Raw genomic sequence first — 17,144 nt, 5'->3', positions numbered from 1 at the left:
GCATGTTCTTGCAAAATCACTGTGCCGATTATCAGACTATCTCAACGTGTATGAATACGGTTCCGGAATGGTAGTCGTATATTCTAGTCACTTCGTAAGCTTTTGACCGGATTCATTAAGGCAGCTTTAATACTTTGGTAACTCACGGTTAACAGGGCGATCACCATGGCCAACAAACCCGCCAGAGCAAACATCCACCACTCAATATTAATCTTATAGGCAAATCCCTGTAACCAACCGCTCATAAAATAGTAGGCTACGGGCGAAGCCAGAAGAGTAGCCAATAAAACTAACTGGAGAAAATCCCGCGTTATTAAAGCTACAATACTTAGCTCAGAAGCCCCTAAGACCTTACGGACACCAATTTCTTTTGTCCGTCGTTCCGTCATAAACGTGGCCAGGGCAAACAGACCTAAACAGGCAATCAATAGAGCGATTAGGGTAATGCCGGTAAAAATATGCTCAAAAAGAGTGTCGGCGTGATGCAGGGCGGCAAATCGTTCGTCTATAAATGAGTAGCTGAAGGGTCGGCCAGGAACTAACACGTCCCATTTATGTTGAATGGCATCAATCGTTGCCTCTACGTTGGATGAGTTTAGTTTGACCAACAAATTCGATAAATTCTGCCGACCAAGCAGAAAAGCAAACGGTTGGATCGTTTGGTGAAGTGACGAGTAATGAAAATCCTTCACGACACCAACGACGGTTCGATAATTGCCCTGTAAATTCGTATTGATGATGCTGCCCAAAGGATGATTTAAATCCAGATGTCTGGCGGCAGTCTCATTGACGAGCAGTGAGGTGGTGGAGTCAGAAGGAAACTGAGTCGAAAATAGTCGCCCTTGCTTGAGCTGTATACCCAGCACATCTAACCCCTGGTTATCAACTGTTATGAAGTTAACAGTTACGCCTTTATCCGTTCCTTTTAGGGCCATACTCATGGTCGAGTTGGTTTGGCCAATTGCATCTGAAGCAGCACCGGTTTTGGAAACGCCTGGTAAGGCAACTAGTTCTTGCCGAAGTGCATCCAGGTTGGTCAGACCGCCAACGTTAGGTAATACCATTACCTGCTCTTTATCAAAACCCAGCGGACTAGTTCTCAGAAAATGCAGTTGCTGAGTAACGATGATTGTACCAATAATGAGTCCTGCCGACACAGCAAACTGACCGGTAACCAGCCCCTGTCGTAACCGACTGAACGTACTACTTGGCAGGTTTTGACCCTTCAATACCTGAACGGGTTCATAGGAGGAAAGAACAAGGGCAGGATAGATACCGGCCAGCAGCCCGGTTCCACTGGCCAGAAGCATGACGAACAGACTAACCATCCAGCCCTGTTGATTCGATAGACTCAATTGTTTTTCAACGAATTGATTAAAAAATGGCAATAGCAGGAACAGTAATCCAATGGCTATTAGCCCCGCCATTAGTGCAAACAAAACTCCTTCGCCTAAAAATTGGCCAATTAACGATTGCCGATGCGCGCCCGCTACTTTTCGCACGCCCACTTCCCGCGCCCGGCGGGCGGCTCGTGCAGTGGCAAGGTTAATGTAGTTGATGGCTGCCACAATCAGCACGAACAAAGCCACATAGGATAAAATACGCACGTACGATTGATCTCCGTTAGGAGCCAGTTCCCACTTGAGTTTGGAGGTTAAATGGATACGGGTTAGTGGCTGAATGTAGAACTGATTTAAGTCGTCTGGCTGATGATGTTTGACTAACGATTGAACTTTGGTTGTGAAGCTCTCTGCATTGGCGTTCGGTTTTAACTTGACGTAGGTGTAAAAATTATAGGTTTTCCAATTTGAATCGAGCGTTGGGCCCAACGTACGTAGCGGAATCAAAAAATCAAACGTAAAGTGAGTATTCGAGGGGATATTAGCCAGCACACCCGACACAATAAAATCGCCCAGGTTTGCGTCCAGGGTGAGTCGTTTACCCATTGGATTTTCGTTACCAAAATACTTGTGTGCGGCTGAATCCGTCAGAACAATCGACTTAGGCGTGGCCAATGCCGTTTGCGCATTCCCCGATAAGAAGGGAAAGCTAAAAACAGTAAAGAAGTTAGGGTCAACCCGGTAAACCCCTTCTTCATAAAACCGTTGGTCTCCCTGTTTGATCAGGTATTTTTGGCCCCAATTTGGATATAAACGGGTTGCAGCCTGTATCTCGGGCAATTCGTTTTGTAGAGCAGGGACTAACGCAGCAGGGGTTGTTGCATCAGGTGTTCGAGCCCCCCCACGTGTGACAAAATCTTTAGCGATGCGATAAATGCGATCCGCATCGTTATGGAACGTATCATACGAACGTTCGTCATAAACCCACAATCCAACAAAGGTACTACTAGTCAGGCTTAGCGCCAGCCCGCCAATGTTGATCAGGCTGTACAGTTTATGACGCCATAGATTTCGCCAGGCGACTTTGATATAGTTTCGTAGCATGTCCGGATGTAAAATAAAGGTGGTCCGGCATTCCGGATGAGAATAATCATTACGTTGTTTCGTTCTGGGTCGGCTAAAAGGGCGAATCAACCGCATCACCGCTAGCACATATCGCCATCGGGCTCTGGATAAACCAACGGTTTTCACCCAGTAGGTGTACATCTCCAGCATATCGCCCTGTAGCTCATCTTCTAATCCGTACGGGCTGAAATGGTTCAGTAACCAGTCGGCCCAGCGGGGCGGCCTTAGAAAGCCGCCTTCTCCCTCCGTTAAGCGCCCCATAACTGTATGATTTGGTTTGGGATTTGATCCCACAACTGGCTGCGCATTTGCCGACACTCGATCAGTGCCCGCTGACCGGCGGCCGTGACAGTAAACAGACGTTTCTGACGACCGCCCCGCTCGGTGGTAGCTCCGCCCATCAGGGAGGAGACGAAACCTTTTTCTTCCAGTCGTTGCAACGTAGTGTGGACAGTTGGAAAGCTGATACTGCGGGCCATCTGCTGATCAATGGTTTGGGTAATCAAGGCACAGTATGCGGCTTCCTGCAACGCGGCCACCGTCAACAGGACGACTTCTTCCAGCTCCCCCAAAAAGGCTCGTTTCATAGTATAAAGCAATTATCAGGCTCCGGCACAGTCAGCATTAATATGGACGTTAAGGATTCCCTTTAAGACCGTAATTAGTCTTTAGGCGTTACAACCAGATTCGTAAAATGAGCATCAGTACCGGGGCCAATCAATAAACCGATGGCTCCTCCCTCATTCGGTCCGTGTTTCAGATCATTGACGATCAACGTGGGTTGCGTGGCTCCATGAACGTACAACCGCGCTTTCTCACCTTCTACCACAATCTTCACTTTCGTCCATTCACCGGCTACCAGATCGACGTAGGCTTCATATTTTTCCGGTGCTTCTTTGCGACTGACGTTAAAGGGGAAGTCTGGGTGGGCACTGTATTGTACGGAATGGTTGCGCCGAACCTGATCTTCAGCCCGACCATTTGTCGGACGCAGGTAAATGCACTCAAAGTTGCCAGTATCGGTAATGCGAAATGCAATGCCGACAAAGCCTCGTGCCTGTTCACCGGCGCTGGGTAAGGGTTTACCGGCCATTTCCAGTTCAATAGTACCGTTGTGAAAGCGTAAATCCTTGATTTTGGCATAAGCTTGAGTAGCTCCTGCCGTCGCCTGGTTTCCAGGATCGACCACATGGAGAGATTTCTTGCCGAGATAAGTCTCGGTAGACAACTGCACATAAACCGGAGTCACCCCATCTGTACTGTTCAGAGGCAGTTTCTGTTGACCAACCTGAGCCATCCCAGTCCTGGCACCGAGGGCAGTCAAAGCAAGCAAAAGCAATATCTTGTTTTTCATGAATTTAAGATTTAGGGTTCAGGAATATTAGTATAGGGTTTGTCGTACAAATGTTTTACCAAAACGCTTAAATTGGCCTCTATGCATTGAAATCACTATTTTATAAATGCATCGGATAATAATTTGTCCATTTTTGGACAACCAGAGTCCAGTACCGGACAACGGTTGAGCGCTTTTTTTGCTTCGTTCTGAATGTAAGGAGTCAGCATTTAATCGTATTCAACAGCATAGAACGATTCAGGCCCAGCAGCAGGAGTTACAGGCGGTAAGACGCAAGCAGCCAGCGCTGGAACGGCTGCTAGATCAGCTTTTGAAGCAAAAGTAAAGGCGATTCGCGACTGCTAGAAAAGCAATTATCAAACTGCCTAAGCCCTTAATTGCTCCAAACTTCGATACAAACAACAACGCCTGACCAATTAGTCAGGCGTTTTGCGTAATACATACCGTTAAATAGGTTTGCCTTATTGTCTTAATTTTTATTTTCCAGTGAAACTAGAGACCTGCTCCGTCGCACCGCACTGTTTTTTATCAGTCTATCACCATAGGTTTTTCAGACAGCGAAAGTCCGGTCACAGACGCAACCGGGCTTTCGCTATTGATGAGCTTATTTTATGGGCGTTTCTTCCACTTATAGGTTAGTTTCTGCTTCAAAGTAACAACTTCACTACCTATCCCAGCACTGACTAAAGTCATCTCACCGTATGAGTATTGTTATGACAAAAATAGACCTGCCACAAAATGGCAATTATTATGTTAACCTAAACAAATCAACATCTTACTAATACGCCATCTTCATACTGAAATACCCCCATTCTGCAAATGTTCATCTGGTTGATCTGACTAAAATCATCCACCCGACTGACCGGTGTCATGTATCAGTTATAATACACCGCCTACTTTGCAACTCCGTCCTACCGTAATTTGATAGGCCCGGCTTAGGCGTAATGTCTGGTCGGGCTGCTTTTAAAAGACGTTGCACCTACGCGAAGCCTTAAAACCAGTACGTTCACCAGGAGAAACCTGGACTTAAATCCCTGAAATGAAGTCTTTTTAGTGGATTCAACTTTCGATGAGCCGGTAAAATGCGTCGCGATACGTATCGCCTAGCGGAATCACAGCTTTGCCGATATAAATTCTGCTACGTTCGATAGATTCAATACGGTTCAGAGCGACGATGTACGATTTATGAACGCGGGCAAACTGATGAGCCGGTAGTTTATCTTCCATACTTTTCATGGTTTGCAACGCCAGAATGCGATTGGTCGGCGTATAAATGGATATGTAATCCTTTAATCCCTCACAGTATAATACCTCCGAAAGAACAACCCGTTGCAGGCGATATTCCGTTTTTACGAAGATAAAATCTTTAGGAACCTCGGCTGGCGGAATGGTCAATTGAATGGATTCTGTGGGAAACGTAGCAGTACGTTCGGCGGGAGAGTTGGTGGGGAGCAGTTTCAGGACGGCTTTATAAAATCGCTCGAACGAAACGGGCTTGAGCAGGTAATCCACTACGTCGTGTTCGTAACCTTCCAGCGCGTATTCTGAATAAGCTGTAGTTAAAATAATTCGGCATTGATGCCCGTTCACGCTACGTCGTGCCAGACTCATAAACTGTATTCCCGTGAGTTCGGGCATCTGAATATCCAGAAACAATACGTCTATTTCGCCCTGTTGCACCCGTGTCAGGGCCTCGATGGGGCTTGTAGTCGCACCCGCCAATTCCAGAAAAGGAACCTTGTTCACGTAATCGCTCAGGATGGTGTGAGCCAGGGGTTCATCATCAACAATCAGACAGCGCATAGTCCTTCAGGCTTAGGTTGATCTACAAATTCAGTTCCAGCGAACAGGCATAACTTTCGTTCTCATCACTAATCTGCAATCTATGCCGGTTAGGATATAGCAAGGCTAAACGACGCCGGACATTTGTCAGGCCAATACCGCCAATAGCGTCAGTTTGTCGACGCGTTTTCTTGTTCAACGTATCGAAACGTAACGTACCATTACGTACGCTCAGGTCGAGCACCAACGGATTATTAGGGTCTGTCAAATCACCGTGTTTGAAGGCGTTTTCAACAAAAGAAACCAACAGCAGCGGCTCAATGCGAAATAAATCGGTATTTCCCTCTACGCTGAAATGAACCTGCGCATTGGCTACGCGCAATTTTTCGAGTTCCACAAAATTTTCCAGATACCTCACTTCTTTGGAGAGCGGAACACGTAGCGGACCATTGGCCTCCGTCGACTGATCATTTCCCTCATAAAGCATGTAACGCATTAATTCTGAGAGTTTCAGGATGGCTCCCGGCGCTGCGTCGGACTTGGCATAGGCCAGAGCGTAAATATTATTGAGCGTATTAAAAAGGAAATGCGGATTTACCTGCGATTTGAGAAAAGCCAGCTCCGCCGTGTTACGTTCGGTTGTCAGCGCTACCCGTTCCTGCTGATGAACAAACCAGTCTTCCACTATCTTAAAAATTAGTCCGATCAAAACAGCCGGAACGGCGTAATACAGATTGTCCTTGGCAAAAAAACTAAAGGGTGTATCGGGGAAATAGTTACGAACGCCCACCAAAGCGAATACCAAAACTTCGTCGACGAAATAGCGGAACAGAATAAAGAAAGCTACGCAGCCCAATAAACCCAGCACTGCCCAACCATATTTTTTACGAGCAAACAAAGGATTGAGCACTGCTACGTGGGTCAGATAAATTGTCAGCCATTGGTGCGTGGCGAATAAAAAAGCAAAACCCCAGTAGGGCTTAGGCGATTCGCGAACGCGAACAATATTGAGCGCCAGATACAGCACTAAGCCACTGATATAAAGCAGCGTACGAGTCCGATGTTTCATAAAACAAATAAACAACTAAGCCTGCTAAAATCGCAATCCCGTTCGACCAATGCCCGATTTTAACCGACCAACCGCTCAACGACGGAAATGCTACGTTGGTCGTCGTTGAGCGAGGTTAGCCGAGGTGTTCGGTGCGTTGGTCGAATACAGTTGAGACAGGTCTGTTGAAGCCTACACCTTTGCTTCATGAACGACGCAGTTCTCTAATAAGTCAGAACTTTTTCATTGATCAAACCAAATTTCAAACTCATGAAAACCACTCGTTATTTTCTCATCAGCAGTATTGCCATTTTACTCCTTGTTTCATTTTCGGCCTGTAAGAAAGAAGCCGAACCAGCAGCCGAGCTATCGTCTCGTGTAGTCGGTAATTACACGCTGACGGGCATCCGGCAGAACGGAACCTTATATACGGTTAATTCGAAAACAGTCGGTAAAATGAACGTAGTGCGTGAATCCGCTACGTCTGTTCAATTATCAGTTGATGTTAGCAATGGCAACGCTGCCGAAAACATTCAGTTCACGGCGAATAACGTTACGTTACAGGAAGCGGGAAATAATGAAGTCAACCTCCTCAAAGACAACGCTTCATTTGCCAAAGGGGGCAACAATAGTTTGTCTATAAAAGTAGCACCTACCGATGGGAGTACACCTTTTGAATTAATTGGGAGTAAATAGCAAGTCGCGTTTGAGTAGTATGCATAGGTTCCATTGAGTGGGCGGGCACAAAAAAATCGGAGCCGGTTTCGGCTCCGATTCAGGAGAAAATTCTTCAACTATAAAGCACTGACTAAGTGACTTCTGGAACTAAGAAGCCCACCGCCTATCAGACCATTTTCACTACTGGAGCCTTCATACAGGCTTTTACTTTTGACCAGACTGTTACCAATGAAATTCCGGCCATTCCCCACAATTCCTCCATTGGTGGTTATCACACCATTCTTTTTAGTTTTTCGGCTGAAATACTTATAAATGCCATAACCAGCGCCAGCTAGTAACGTAACGCCTAAAGCAATTCCGGCGGCAATGGTGGTTGTTTTCTTATCCATAATATCTAAGGTTGTTTCAGAACAATAACGTATTGGTCAGCAAATGGTTTGGTAGTGCTGTATCGTCAATTCTTATCGGCCATTTATCAGATTATAGAACTCATCGATCAACGGATCATCGTCCTGAAGTTCACATTCTGACGTTAATTCGGTTAGTTCCTTGCTATGGATAATGAGTTTATTAAAATCCTCTTGCTTACAATCGCTATCGTAGCCCTTTGCGTGAATAGCCAAGGTCAAAATGTCGCCGTTTTCCCAGATTTCGCCTTTCAGGAGCATGTTTTTGTCTTTTCCCTCATCGCAAAATGTCAGTCGGCTTTGAGGGCTGGCCGTTCCTTTACCATATGTGCGAACAAAAGCCTGCTCGATAGCCGGTGTGTAATCGCAGGTGATGCGAAAAAGTTTATTATCGTAGAAAAACAGATAGACGTTGGTGAACGTAACGCCCATGATCTCAATCCCACCCGAAGCAAACGTTCGAATGTGCGGGCAGGCCAGCGTTACCGTTCCTTTTGCATTTGCTTTCTCCATTTCTCTGAAGTTAGCCGGGTTTAACGCATCGGGCGACGTAGCATCAATCTGATAACTGCCTAATCCGTTTACCTTCGTCTGGGCATGAAGTGGAAGCGCGAGCAGACAAAGCAGGGCGATAACGTAGTACATTATATAACAAGTGACAGTGATTAATACGTAGTGAGTTAGCCATTCTACATGGGCGAAGATAGTAAGGAAATGACGACTACCGACTTTTAACTGTCACCGCAAAACCGGGATAATTGATGAAACACTACGTTGCAAGTCTCTTTTTCTGGTTTCTGACATCATCCGTCATCGCACAAACTAGCCGATCAGCCAGCCCACCGAATATTATTATCATTCTGGCCGATGATTTAGGCTGGCACGAACTGGGCTGCTACGGCAATCAGTTCAATAATACGCCCAATCTGGATAAACTGGCGGCTGGCGGTATGCGCTTCACGCAGGCTTACGCGACTGCTCCGGTATGTACGCCCACACGTATTGCCCTGATGACCGGCCAGCATCCGGCCCGCGTGGGAATTACGGATTATCTCGACGCCAAAGACGAAAAATTTCTTTCACCCGACTACACTACCCTCAACGAACAGTTAAAAAAAGCTGACTATCATTCAGGATTAATTGGCAAGTGGCACCTTACAGGCGATTACACGAAACGAAAAGGCGAACCCGCCAAACACGGTTGGGATGAAGTAATCTGTTCAGAAACAGGCTACATTGCCAACGGCGATTATTTTCATCCCTATTTTTTCATGCCCGATGTGCAGGCTAACACCGAAGGCGAATACCTCACCGACCGGCTAAACAACGAGGCCGTTGATTTTATCCGACGAAATCAGGCGAAACCATTTTTCCTGTATCTATCTCATTATTCCGTACACACCAAGTTAGCTGGCAAACCCGCCAACGTAGCGAAATATGGACAGAAACAGGGCGTGGGTACGAAGCAAAATAATCCTGAATTAGCAGCCATGCTGGAAAGTATCGACGATGGCGTTGGGGCGATTACTGCTACGTTACAGGAGCTGAATCTTGATAAAAATACACTGATTCTGTTCACATCCGACAATGGTGGCGAAAGCAACGTAACGTCGAATGCGCCGTTAAGAGGTGGGAAATCAGAGCTTTATGAAGGAGGCATCAGAGAACCATTCATTGCGTATTGGCCGACGAAGATCAAACCCGGCACAGTGTCTGATCAGGTAATCAATACGTTGGATGTCTACCCTACCCTGCTGGAGATTGCGGATGTAAAGCCGGAACCGGGGTTAATTCTTGACGGTATTAGTATGAAGAACGTATTAATCGGCAATAAAAAGCCTGTTTCAAGAACGCTTTATTGGCATTACCCGCTACCGAAACCGCACTTTCTGGGTGGACGTTCTGCGGGAGCGATTCGGGTTGGAGATTTTAAATTGATCGAGTACTTCGACCGGGAACAGGTGCAGCTTTTCGATCTTGCTCAAGACATAAGTGAGCAGCATGATTTATCAGAACATATGCCATCGGTACGTAGTAAATTACTCAGTCAGTTAAGAGAATGGCGAAAAAAAACGGCGAAGTCGCTGCCAGAAGGCGTAGAAAGTTCCACAAAGCCGTAATGCAAAAGATGATGTGTTAATCTCGATCCAGACTACTTGTCAATCAGGTCTAACTTCGCCAATCAGCCGTTCAATATGTTTTCTGACTGAAAAAATGTAGTCTAGAGAATTGATATACAGGCACGTACCTATATACGACAGCAAAATTCCACAAAATAAACTCATTGATTATCAGACTTTTAAATTAAATTTTTATGAATAGCTATAAGTTATAGAATCTAGTTTGTTATGTTTGCTACGTTTGTCACGTAGTCGACAATTTGACCGATTAATAAGAGGTTTCTGTCAACATTTGTCAGCCCATGAGAATCGCATTTACTTTGTCCTAAGTTTTACATAAATCAGTTTTATCAAATGAAAAAAATCCACTTTTCCTTTTTACTGGCTATTGGCCTTTTAGTTGGTACCCAATCATTTGGCCAGATGGCGATTGACAAAGGAGTCAAATTTATCAATCTTGGCATTGGTGTTGGTGGCTATTCGAGCGTAGGCGGTATTGCTTTCGGGGCTGGAGCCGATTTTGGGGTTGCACCGAATTTCACCGTTGGCGCGAATGCAGCCTATCGTAGTTTCAACTATGGCTACTTAGGTTTTAACGATAAAATTAACTACCTCTATTTTTCTGTTCGGGGTTCTTATCACTTCAATCAGTTGTTAAATCTTAGCACAGATAAAGCAGATCTTTATGCTGGCCTTGGTATCGGTTACGAAAGTGTTACCTACAGCGATCGCTTCGGAAACGGTTTCAATGCGTTTGGTAGCGGTATCTATATTCCTATTCACCTGGGCGGTCGGTATATGTTTGCCGAGAAAGTTGGTGCTTTCGCTGAACTCGGAACGGGTATTGCTCCTTTAATGCTGGGCGTTACGTTCAAGCTGTAATTTCCCCAGATACGTTTACAATAGAAGGGCGTCCTGATATCAGGACGCCCTTCTGCGTTTTGTTACGTTCTTATTGAATGACCACTCCCCTCCTAAAACAGGAGGGGGTGGGAATGGTCCGACGGGTCGCAAAACGAGGGCCGAGTCAATTTACCCCATCACTTACTCGCAATTTCTTTTATACTTTTCACGCCCATATTCCACAGGATGAACGAGTAAATATCGGCCGCTGTTTCAATGTTCTTCTTCGTATTGCTGGCACCGTGTCCCGAATTGGTATCAATCCGAATCAGTACAGGATTTGCTCCTTTATAAGCTTCCTGCAACGTAGCAGCGTACTTAAACGAATGCGCTGGCACAACCCGATCGTCGTGGTCGGCAGTGGTAATTAACGTAGCCGGATAGTTCAGATTAGGCTTGATATTGTGCAGGGGCGAGTACGCATACAAGGCTTTAAACTCATCGGCATTGTCGCTGCTGCCGTAATCAGCAATCCAATTCCAGCCGATGGTGAATTTATGAAACCGAAGCATGTCCATGACGCCCACCTGCGGAATGGCAACATGAAACAAATCGGGACGTTGGTTCATAACGGCACCTACCAGCAAGCCACCGTTTGAGCCTCCTTGAAGAGCCAGTTTAGCCGAACTAGTGTATTTCTGCGCAATCAGGTATTCGGCCGCAGCGATGAAATCGTCAAATACGTTCTGCTTCTTGAGTTTCATGCCCTGCTCATGCCATTTTTCACCGTATTCGCTACCTCCACGCAGATTGGCTTGTGCATAAACTCCACCCTGCTCCAGAAACGGAATCCGAAATGGACTAAAAGAAGGTGGTAAACTAACGTTGAAACCGCCGTAGCCGTAGAGTAACGTCGGATTAGTGCCGTCGAGTTTGAGCCCTTTCCGATACGTTAAAAACATAGGAACTTTCGTACCATCTTTACTGATATAAAAAACCTGTTTGGTTTCGTAATCGGCTGGTTTAAACGCAACTTCTGGCGCCCGAAAAACGGTACTTTTCCGCGTAGCGATATCGTAGCGATAAATGGTTGGCGGGAACGTAAAGGACGTAAAGGTGTAGAATACGAATTTGTCGTCTTTCTCGCCACCGAAGCCCCCCGCCGAACCTACTGCCGGTAATGCTACGTCGCTTTCATGCTTGCCCGCGTAATCAAACACCTCAATTTTCGACGTTACGTCTTTCGTGTATTCAACAAAGAGTTTTCCGCCCGCGGCACTCACGCTACCTTCGGCAATGGGTTCGGGACGTTCTGCAATCAACGTAGCGAATTTCTGACTTTTGGTGTCGAAAGCCTGTACTTTGCTGTTCGGCGCTTTTTCGTTGGTAAGAATCAACAGACGGTCCTTGTCGTTATCAATTACCCCATAGCTGAAATCACTCACCTCGGCCACAACGGGCGTAAACGTCTTTTCGGGCGATTGAGCGTCCATAAAAAAGAGCGCGTTACCATCTTTACCTTTTCCCCGGTCGCTTACGGTTAACAGCACGAATCGCTCATCATCGGTAGTGCCAACCGTATGAAAACGCTGTGGGTTTTTGGCATCTTCAAACACCAGCCGGTCGGCCGACTGAGCAGTGTTGAGTTTATGAAAGAACACCTGGTGATTTTCGTTTTTTGCCGCCAGCGCACTGCCTTCGGGCTTTGGATAACGGCTGTAATAAAACCCATCACCCTGCCAGGCAGCGCCCGATACTTTCACCCATTCAATTTTTTCGGGCAGGTATTCCTTGGTGGCCAGCTTCATAATCTGATACTCCTGCCAGTCAGAACCACCTTTCGATAACCCTACAACCGCATATTCACCATTTTTCGACAGCGAAAACACGCCTAATCTTGTCGTACCGTCCGACGATAGTTTGTTGGGGTCAATCACTACTTCAGGTTTTCCATCAAGACCTTTCTGCCGGTAAAGCACCGCCTGATTCTGGAGACCATCGTTTTTATAGAAATAGAACCACTCCCCTTTTCGGTTCGGCGCCGAATATTTTGGGTAATCATAGATCTGTTCAAGACGGTTCTGAATCTGTTTACGATACGGAATCTGTGCCAGATAATCGAACGTAACTTTATTTTCGGCCTTCACCCAGTCAGCGGTTTCAGCCGAACGGTCGTCTTCCAGCCAGCGATACGGGTCGGATACCTGGGTACCGTGATACGTATCGACCTGATCGGTTTTACGGGCTTGTGGGTACGTAATGGGAGGGTTCGTCTGTCCCTGAACGATAGACGAGGTTAGCATAAGACAAACAGGAATAAGTTTCGAAAGATGCATACTAGTTAAGTTGATGATGTTGAAACGCTACGTAAAGATACGCTACTCTTTGTCATGCTGACGCAGGAAGCATCTTAAAGCATCCTGATTAGTCAATAAGGATACATTAAGATGCTTCCTGCGTCAGCATGACAAAAATGAAAACTACCGGTTAGCGAATTTCCTGAGGTGTATATACTCTTTTACGCTAATTTGTGAAAAACCGTCTGGCCCAATGATGCGCACGATACCCAGCATCTGTATTCATCTCCTTTTCTGGAGCTCTCTGCTTCAGGATGGTTGGGCGCAGGCAACCGAACGTAACACCGCTCCTTCATTTCGGATTAGCCATATCGGCGTGAGCGACGGGCTTACACAGGGATCGGTTTACGCCATTTTGAAGGATAGTCGCGGTTTTCTGTGGTTTGGTACGCAGGATGGACTCAATCGGTACGATGGGCAACGCTTCCGAACGTATCACCCGACCATAGGCAGGCAGGGCGCCATTCAGGCGGGAACAATTCGGGGAAACAACATCTTTGGCATCGTTGAAGACCCGGACGGTAATCTCTGGATTGGCACCGAAGCTGGCCTGAATCGATATGATCGGCAGCGCGACCAGTTTACATTCGTTCTAAGCAGTACAACCGAATCAAAAAAGAAACGACTGAGCAGCCGCACGTTTCCTTTTTTTATTGACAAAACTCAGCTATTGTACCTGAGCGATGCCGAAGGGTTGGTACGTTATGACTACCGAAAAGGGCATAAAACGGTATTATTCAATCAATTATCACCTACGAAAGAATACGATTTATATAGCTCACCGATTTATACTGCTGCGGGCGATGTGTGGCTTCAGGCTTCGACTGGGTTGCTACGTTACAACATTCCAACCCAAAAGCTATCCGCTTATTTCAGCAATCATCCCCAGAACCAATTCGGGCCTCCGACCACGATTTATTCATTCCACATCGATGCTAACAACGTAGCGTGGCTGGGCACGCAAAATGGTTTGCTACGATTCGATTATGGAAATAATACGTATCAGAATTACCCGATCAAAGGGCTAAAAGAAACCAGCGCCGTTTTTAGTATCGCGGCTGATGGTCAGGAGCGACTTTGGCTGGGTACGCAACGTAACGGTGTTATTTATTTCGATAAACGCGGACAAACATTCAGTCAGGTTCAGGATTTTACCAACACAGTCCGGCAACTGAACGAGTTTAAGATCAGTAAGATTTTTGTCGATGATCTGGGAATTGTCTGGGCAAATACCGATCCCGATGGACTGGTACGTATCGTTCCGGGAGCTTTTCTGTTTGGGGGCATGGTGAAACGGCAGGTCGGTGACTCTTTACGCGCTGATCGACAGTTAAGTAGTTATACGATACGCGGATTTCTGGAAGAACGCTTCGACCGGCTCTGGGTACTTACCGAAAATGGTATAAATATCCTGAATCCAGCTACGAATCGGATTGTCGAACGATTTTTGAGCCTCTCCCCTACCCCCACAATGCCTCAGGGTTTTCGGGCACGTAGTCTTTACCGAGATCCGCAGCGACGTATCTGGGCTGGTATAGCGGGTGGTGTGCTGACCTATCAGCCGACGACAAAGACGTTTAGCCCAATTCTATGGAATTCGGCGAATCAGAATTCGGTTGCCAACAACTATGTTCGAAACCTGACTGGTATTTCCGATTCCCTGCTGGTGGCGGCTACCGAAGATGGCCTCTATGCCTTAAATCCCAACCGACGTAGCTGGTCGAAATTACCCATCCTGACGAATCAGAATATTTTTAGCCTTTGGTATAATTCATCGACTCAACAACTTTGGGTCGGCACGTATCGAAACGGGTATTACTGCTATCAGGTATCCGACAAGGGTTGGCGAATGGTCAGATCCGGGCTTAACGGCTATACCATATTGAACATTCGCCCCGATACCGATAAGCAAACGCTCTGGCTTTCATCTGACCGGGGTCTGGTGGCCATGAATGCTGAATCCGGGCGTTTCCGATTATATTCAGAGCAGAATGGTCTGGCTAATTCATTCGTATATGGTTCGCTTTCCGATGCGCAGCATAATACCTGGATGAGCACCAATCGGGGTATTGCTCGCCTGGACCCAATTTCGCAGACGATTAAAAACTTCGATCCGAAAGACGGGCTTCAGGGCTACGAATTCAACGGCAACGCATTTTTGAAAACCGCTAATGGTGACTTGTATTTCGGTGGGGTCACGGGATTTAACCATTGCCGACCCGATGCTTTCCGAAAAAACCTCTTCAATCCACGGGTTCATATTTACTCGCTCAGCATTAACGAAGAACCATTTCACACCGCTACGTACATCGGCGAAACCAACAGTCTGAACCTGACTCATACACAGAATACATTAGCGCTGGAATTTTCGGCCTTCGATTATTTCTGTGACGGCCACACGAATTACCAGTATCAGCTTACGGGTTATGACGACAACTGGGTAATGTCGGGCGAGCGTAACTACGTTCGGTATGCCAATTTGCCGCCCGGTCAATACGTCTTTCAGGTAAGAGCCACCAATCAGGACAATCGCTGGAGTCACTACGTTCGGCGAGTGAGTATTTACATTGAACCCCCTTTCTGGCAAAAACCTGCGTTCATTACGTTGCTGCTGCTGATCATCGTAGGCACCGTCTGGGCATGGATACGTCAGCGCGAACACAACATCCGTCAGCAGCAAGTGGATCGCCTACGACTTGCTTATGATATTCAAGAGCAGGTAAAAAAGGAAATTGCCCGCGATTTACACGACGAAATTGGCACGCGGCTGGCGACCATTAAACTCTATACGACGCAACTCACGCAGGAAGCGGGGGAAACATCGTCCATCCGGGCACTCAAAACCACCATTTTCCAACTCATCAACGACACCATCAGCGACGTTCGGAATCTGCTCCGCAAACTCAATCCCCAGACGCTGGAACAGCACGGATACGTAGCAACGGTTGAAGAATTGTTTTCGCGGATTAACGCCAGCGGCATCATCAGCGCTCTATTTACCTACGACGAAATTACCGAAAGCGCCGACCGGTTCCCCGCCGATACGGAAGTGATGCTGTATCGGATCACACAGGAACTGGTCAATAACTCACTCAAACATGCTACCCCTAAATGTATCGACTTAAAGATGCGGCAACAACCCGGCCGGATTATCCTGGCTTACACCGACGATGGCTCCGGATTTAATTACGAGCAGGCAAAAAAAAGCGCAACGGGATTAGGTATCAGCAACATCGAATCGCGGGTGGCGCTGCTGAATGGGCAAATTTCCTGGCAAAGCAAGCCAGGGCAGGGCGTGTTGGTCAGCATCGAGGTTCCGGTTAGCCCGGTTCACCAAAAAGCGTTCTACAAATCACCTGATAAGGTTGAGCAAACGGGTTAATTCCAATGACTATTTTGGGGAGTCGGTCGCGGAATCAATCCGATGGCGTCGTGGCGCATCAATAATTCAAAAAGAAGCACGGTAGCCGCGGCATCACCCTGCGCCCGGTGCCGACCGTGAAGCGGAATATTCAACGTCCGGCAAAGCTTACCCAAACTGTAGGAAGGGTGGCCGGGAATCAGTTTGCGGCTTGTCCGAACGGTACACAGCGTGCGCCGGAAAAAATCGTAGCCAAGCCAGTTCATCTCTTTCTGAATAAAACCGAAGTCGAAATTGACGTTGTGGGCCACAAAAACGGCTCCTTCCGTAATAGCCAGTACGTCTTTTGCTACGTCGGCAAAGGTGGGCGCATCCTGAACCATTTCGTCAGAAATGCCGGTCAAATATTTAATAAATGGTGGGATTGGACAGCCTGGATTCAGCAGAGAATGGAACGAGTCAACTACCTGCTGGCCATCGTGCCGGTAAATAGCAATTTCAGTAAGTCGGGAGGGACCTTTTACGCCCCCGGTCGTTTCAACGTCAACGATGCAATACACAAAAAATCAGTTAAGCTGGTAGGCATGGATAGTCATTTTTTGCCGCCGATGGTCCGAATTTGTTTACAGGACTTGACTAAAAATGACGATTCTTGACTCTCAATGGCTATTAATGACAAGGTACGTACGCTTTCTGAACAGTTTTTCCCCGCCTATGAGTTCGCCAAAG

At 46.8% G+C, this 17,144-nt stretch carries 13 protein-coding genes; 4 read left to right on the top strand and 9 right to left on the bottom strand.

What is annotated here, in order from left to right; all coding sequences use genetic code 11:
• Positions 1-83 precede the first annotated feature (83 nt).
• From IC229_RS04960 to IC229_RS04940, 5 genes are all read right to left on the bottom strand, one after another.
• Entirely contained in the window at positions 84-2,726 is a 2,643-nt protein-coding gene (locus IC229_RS04960) for an ABC transporter permease (protein ID WP_190885834.1), read from the bottom strand.
• A complete protein-coding gene (locus IC229_RS04955) occupies positions 2,714-3,052 on the bottom strand; it encodes a PadR family transcriptional regulator (protein WP_190885833.1) in 339 nt (112 codons plus the stop codon). The genes IC229_RS04960 and IC229_RS04955 overlap by 13 nt, the downstream gene beginning before the upstream one ends.
• Positions 3,053-3,126: 74 nt before the next feature.
• Entirely contained in the window at positions 3,127-3,819 is a 693-nt protein-coding gene (locus IC229_RS04950) for a hypothetical protein (RefSeq protein ID WP_190885832.1), read from the bottom strand.
• Between the two features lie 1,059 nt (positions 3,820-4,878).
• Entirely contained in the window at positions 4,879-5,622 is a 744-nt protein-coding gene (locus IC229_RS04945) for a LytR/AlgR family response regulator transcription factor (RefSeq protein WP_190885831.1), read from the bottom strand.
• A 22-nt stretch (positions 5,623-5,644) separates the two neighbouring features.
• Positions 5,645-6,670: a sensor histidine kinase gene (locus IC229_RS04940; protein WP_190885830.1), complete on the bottom strand. Its 1,026-nt coding sequence runs from the start codon at positions 6,668-6,670 to the stop codon at positions 5,645-5,647.
• Between the two features lie 249 nt (positions 6,671-6,919).
• Between IC229_RS04940 and IC229_RS04935 the strand changes: the two genes are divergently transcribed.
• A complete protein-coding gene (locus IC229_RS04935) occupies positions 6,920-7,345 on the top strand; it encodes a hypothetical protein (RefSeq protein WP_190885829.1) in 426 nt (141 codons plus the stop codon).
• Between the two features lie 98 nt (positions 7,346-7,443).
• Here IC229_RS04935 and IC229_RS04930 read toward each other — a convergent pair whose 3' ends face one another.
• A complete protein-coding gene (locus IC229_RS04930; RefSeq protein ID WP_190885828.1) occupies positions 7,444-7,716 on the bottom strand; it encodes a hypothetical protein in 273 nt (90 codons plus the stop codon).
• A gap of 72 nt (positions 7,717-7,788) precedes the next feature.
• Positions 7,789-8,379 (bottom strand): hypothetical protein, encoded by a 591-nt coding sequence (locus tag IC229_RS04925; protein ID WP_190885827.1) that lies wholly within the window; start codon positions 8,377-8,379, stop codon positions 7,789-7,791.
• A 116-nt stretch (positions 8,380-8,495) separates the two neighbouring features.
• Between IC229_RS04925 and IC229_RS04920 the strand changes: the two genes are divergently transcribed.
• On the top strand, positions 8,496-9,854 hold the full coding sequence (locus tag IC229_RS04920; protein WP_190885826.1) for a sulfatase: 1,359 nt from the start codon (positions 8,496-8,498) through the stop codon (positions 9,852-9,854).
• 354 nt (positions 9,855-10,208) lie between these two features.
• Positions 10,209-10,736: a hypothetical protein gene (locus IC229_RS04915; RefSeq protein WP_190885825.1), complete on the top strand. Its 528-nt coding sequence runs from the start codon at positions 10,209-10,211 to the stop codon at positions 10,734-10,736.
• 158 nt (positions 10,737-10,894) lie between these two features.
• On the opposite strand, the gene IC229_RS04910 is transcribed toward IC229_RS04915, so the two are convergent.
• On the bottom strand, positions 10,895-13,000 hold the full coding sequence (locus IC229_RS04910; protein WP_190885824.1) for a prolyl oligopeptidase family serine peptidase: 2,106 nt from the start codon (positions 12,998-13,000) through the stop codon (positions 10,895-10,897).
• A 247-nt stretch (positions 13,001-13,247) separates the two neighbouring features.
• Here IC229_RS04910 and IC229_RS04905 point away from each other — a divergent pair, with 247 nt between their 5' ends.
• Positions 13,248-16,436, top strand: coding sequence for a sensor histidine kinase (locus IC229_RS04905; RefSeq protein WP_223833866.1), 3,189 nt, complete (start codon positions 13,248-13,250; stop codon positions 16,434-16,436).
• Here the strand turns inward: IC229_RS04905 and IC229_RS04900 are convergent.
• Positions 16,433-16,975, bottom strand: a complete 543-nt coding sequence (locus IC229_RS04900; protein WP_190885823.1) for a 3'-5' exonuclease — start codon at positions 16,973-16,975, stop codon at positions 16,433-16,435. The genes IC229_RS04905 and IC229_RS04900 overlap by 4 nt on opposite strands.
• Positions 16,976-17,144 lie beyond the last annotated feature (169 nt).

The sequence above is a fragment of the Spirosoma profusum genome, assembly GCF_014699005.1.
Lineage (GTDB): Bacteria > Bacteroidota > Bacteroidia > Cytophagales > Spirosomataceae > Spirosoma > Spirosoma profusum.
This window is presented reverse-complemented; position numbering and strand designations above follow the sequence as displayed.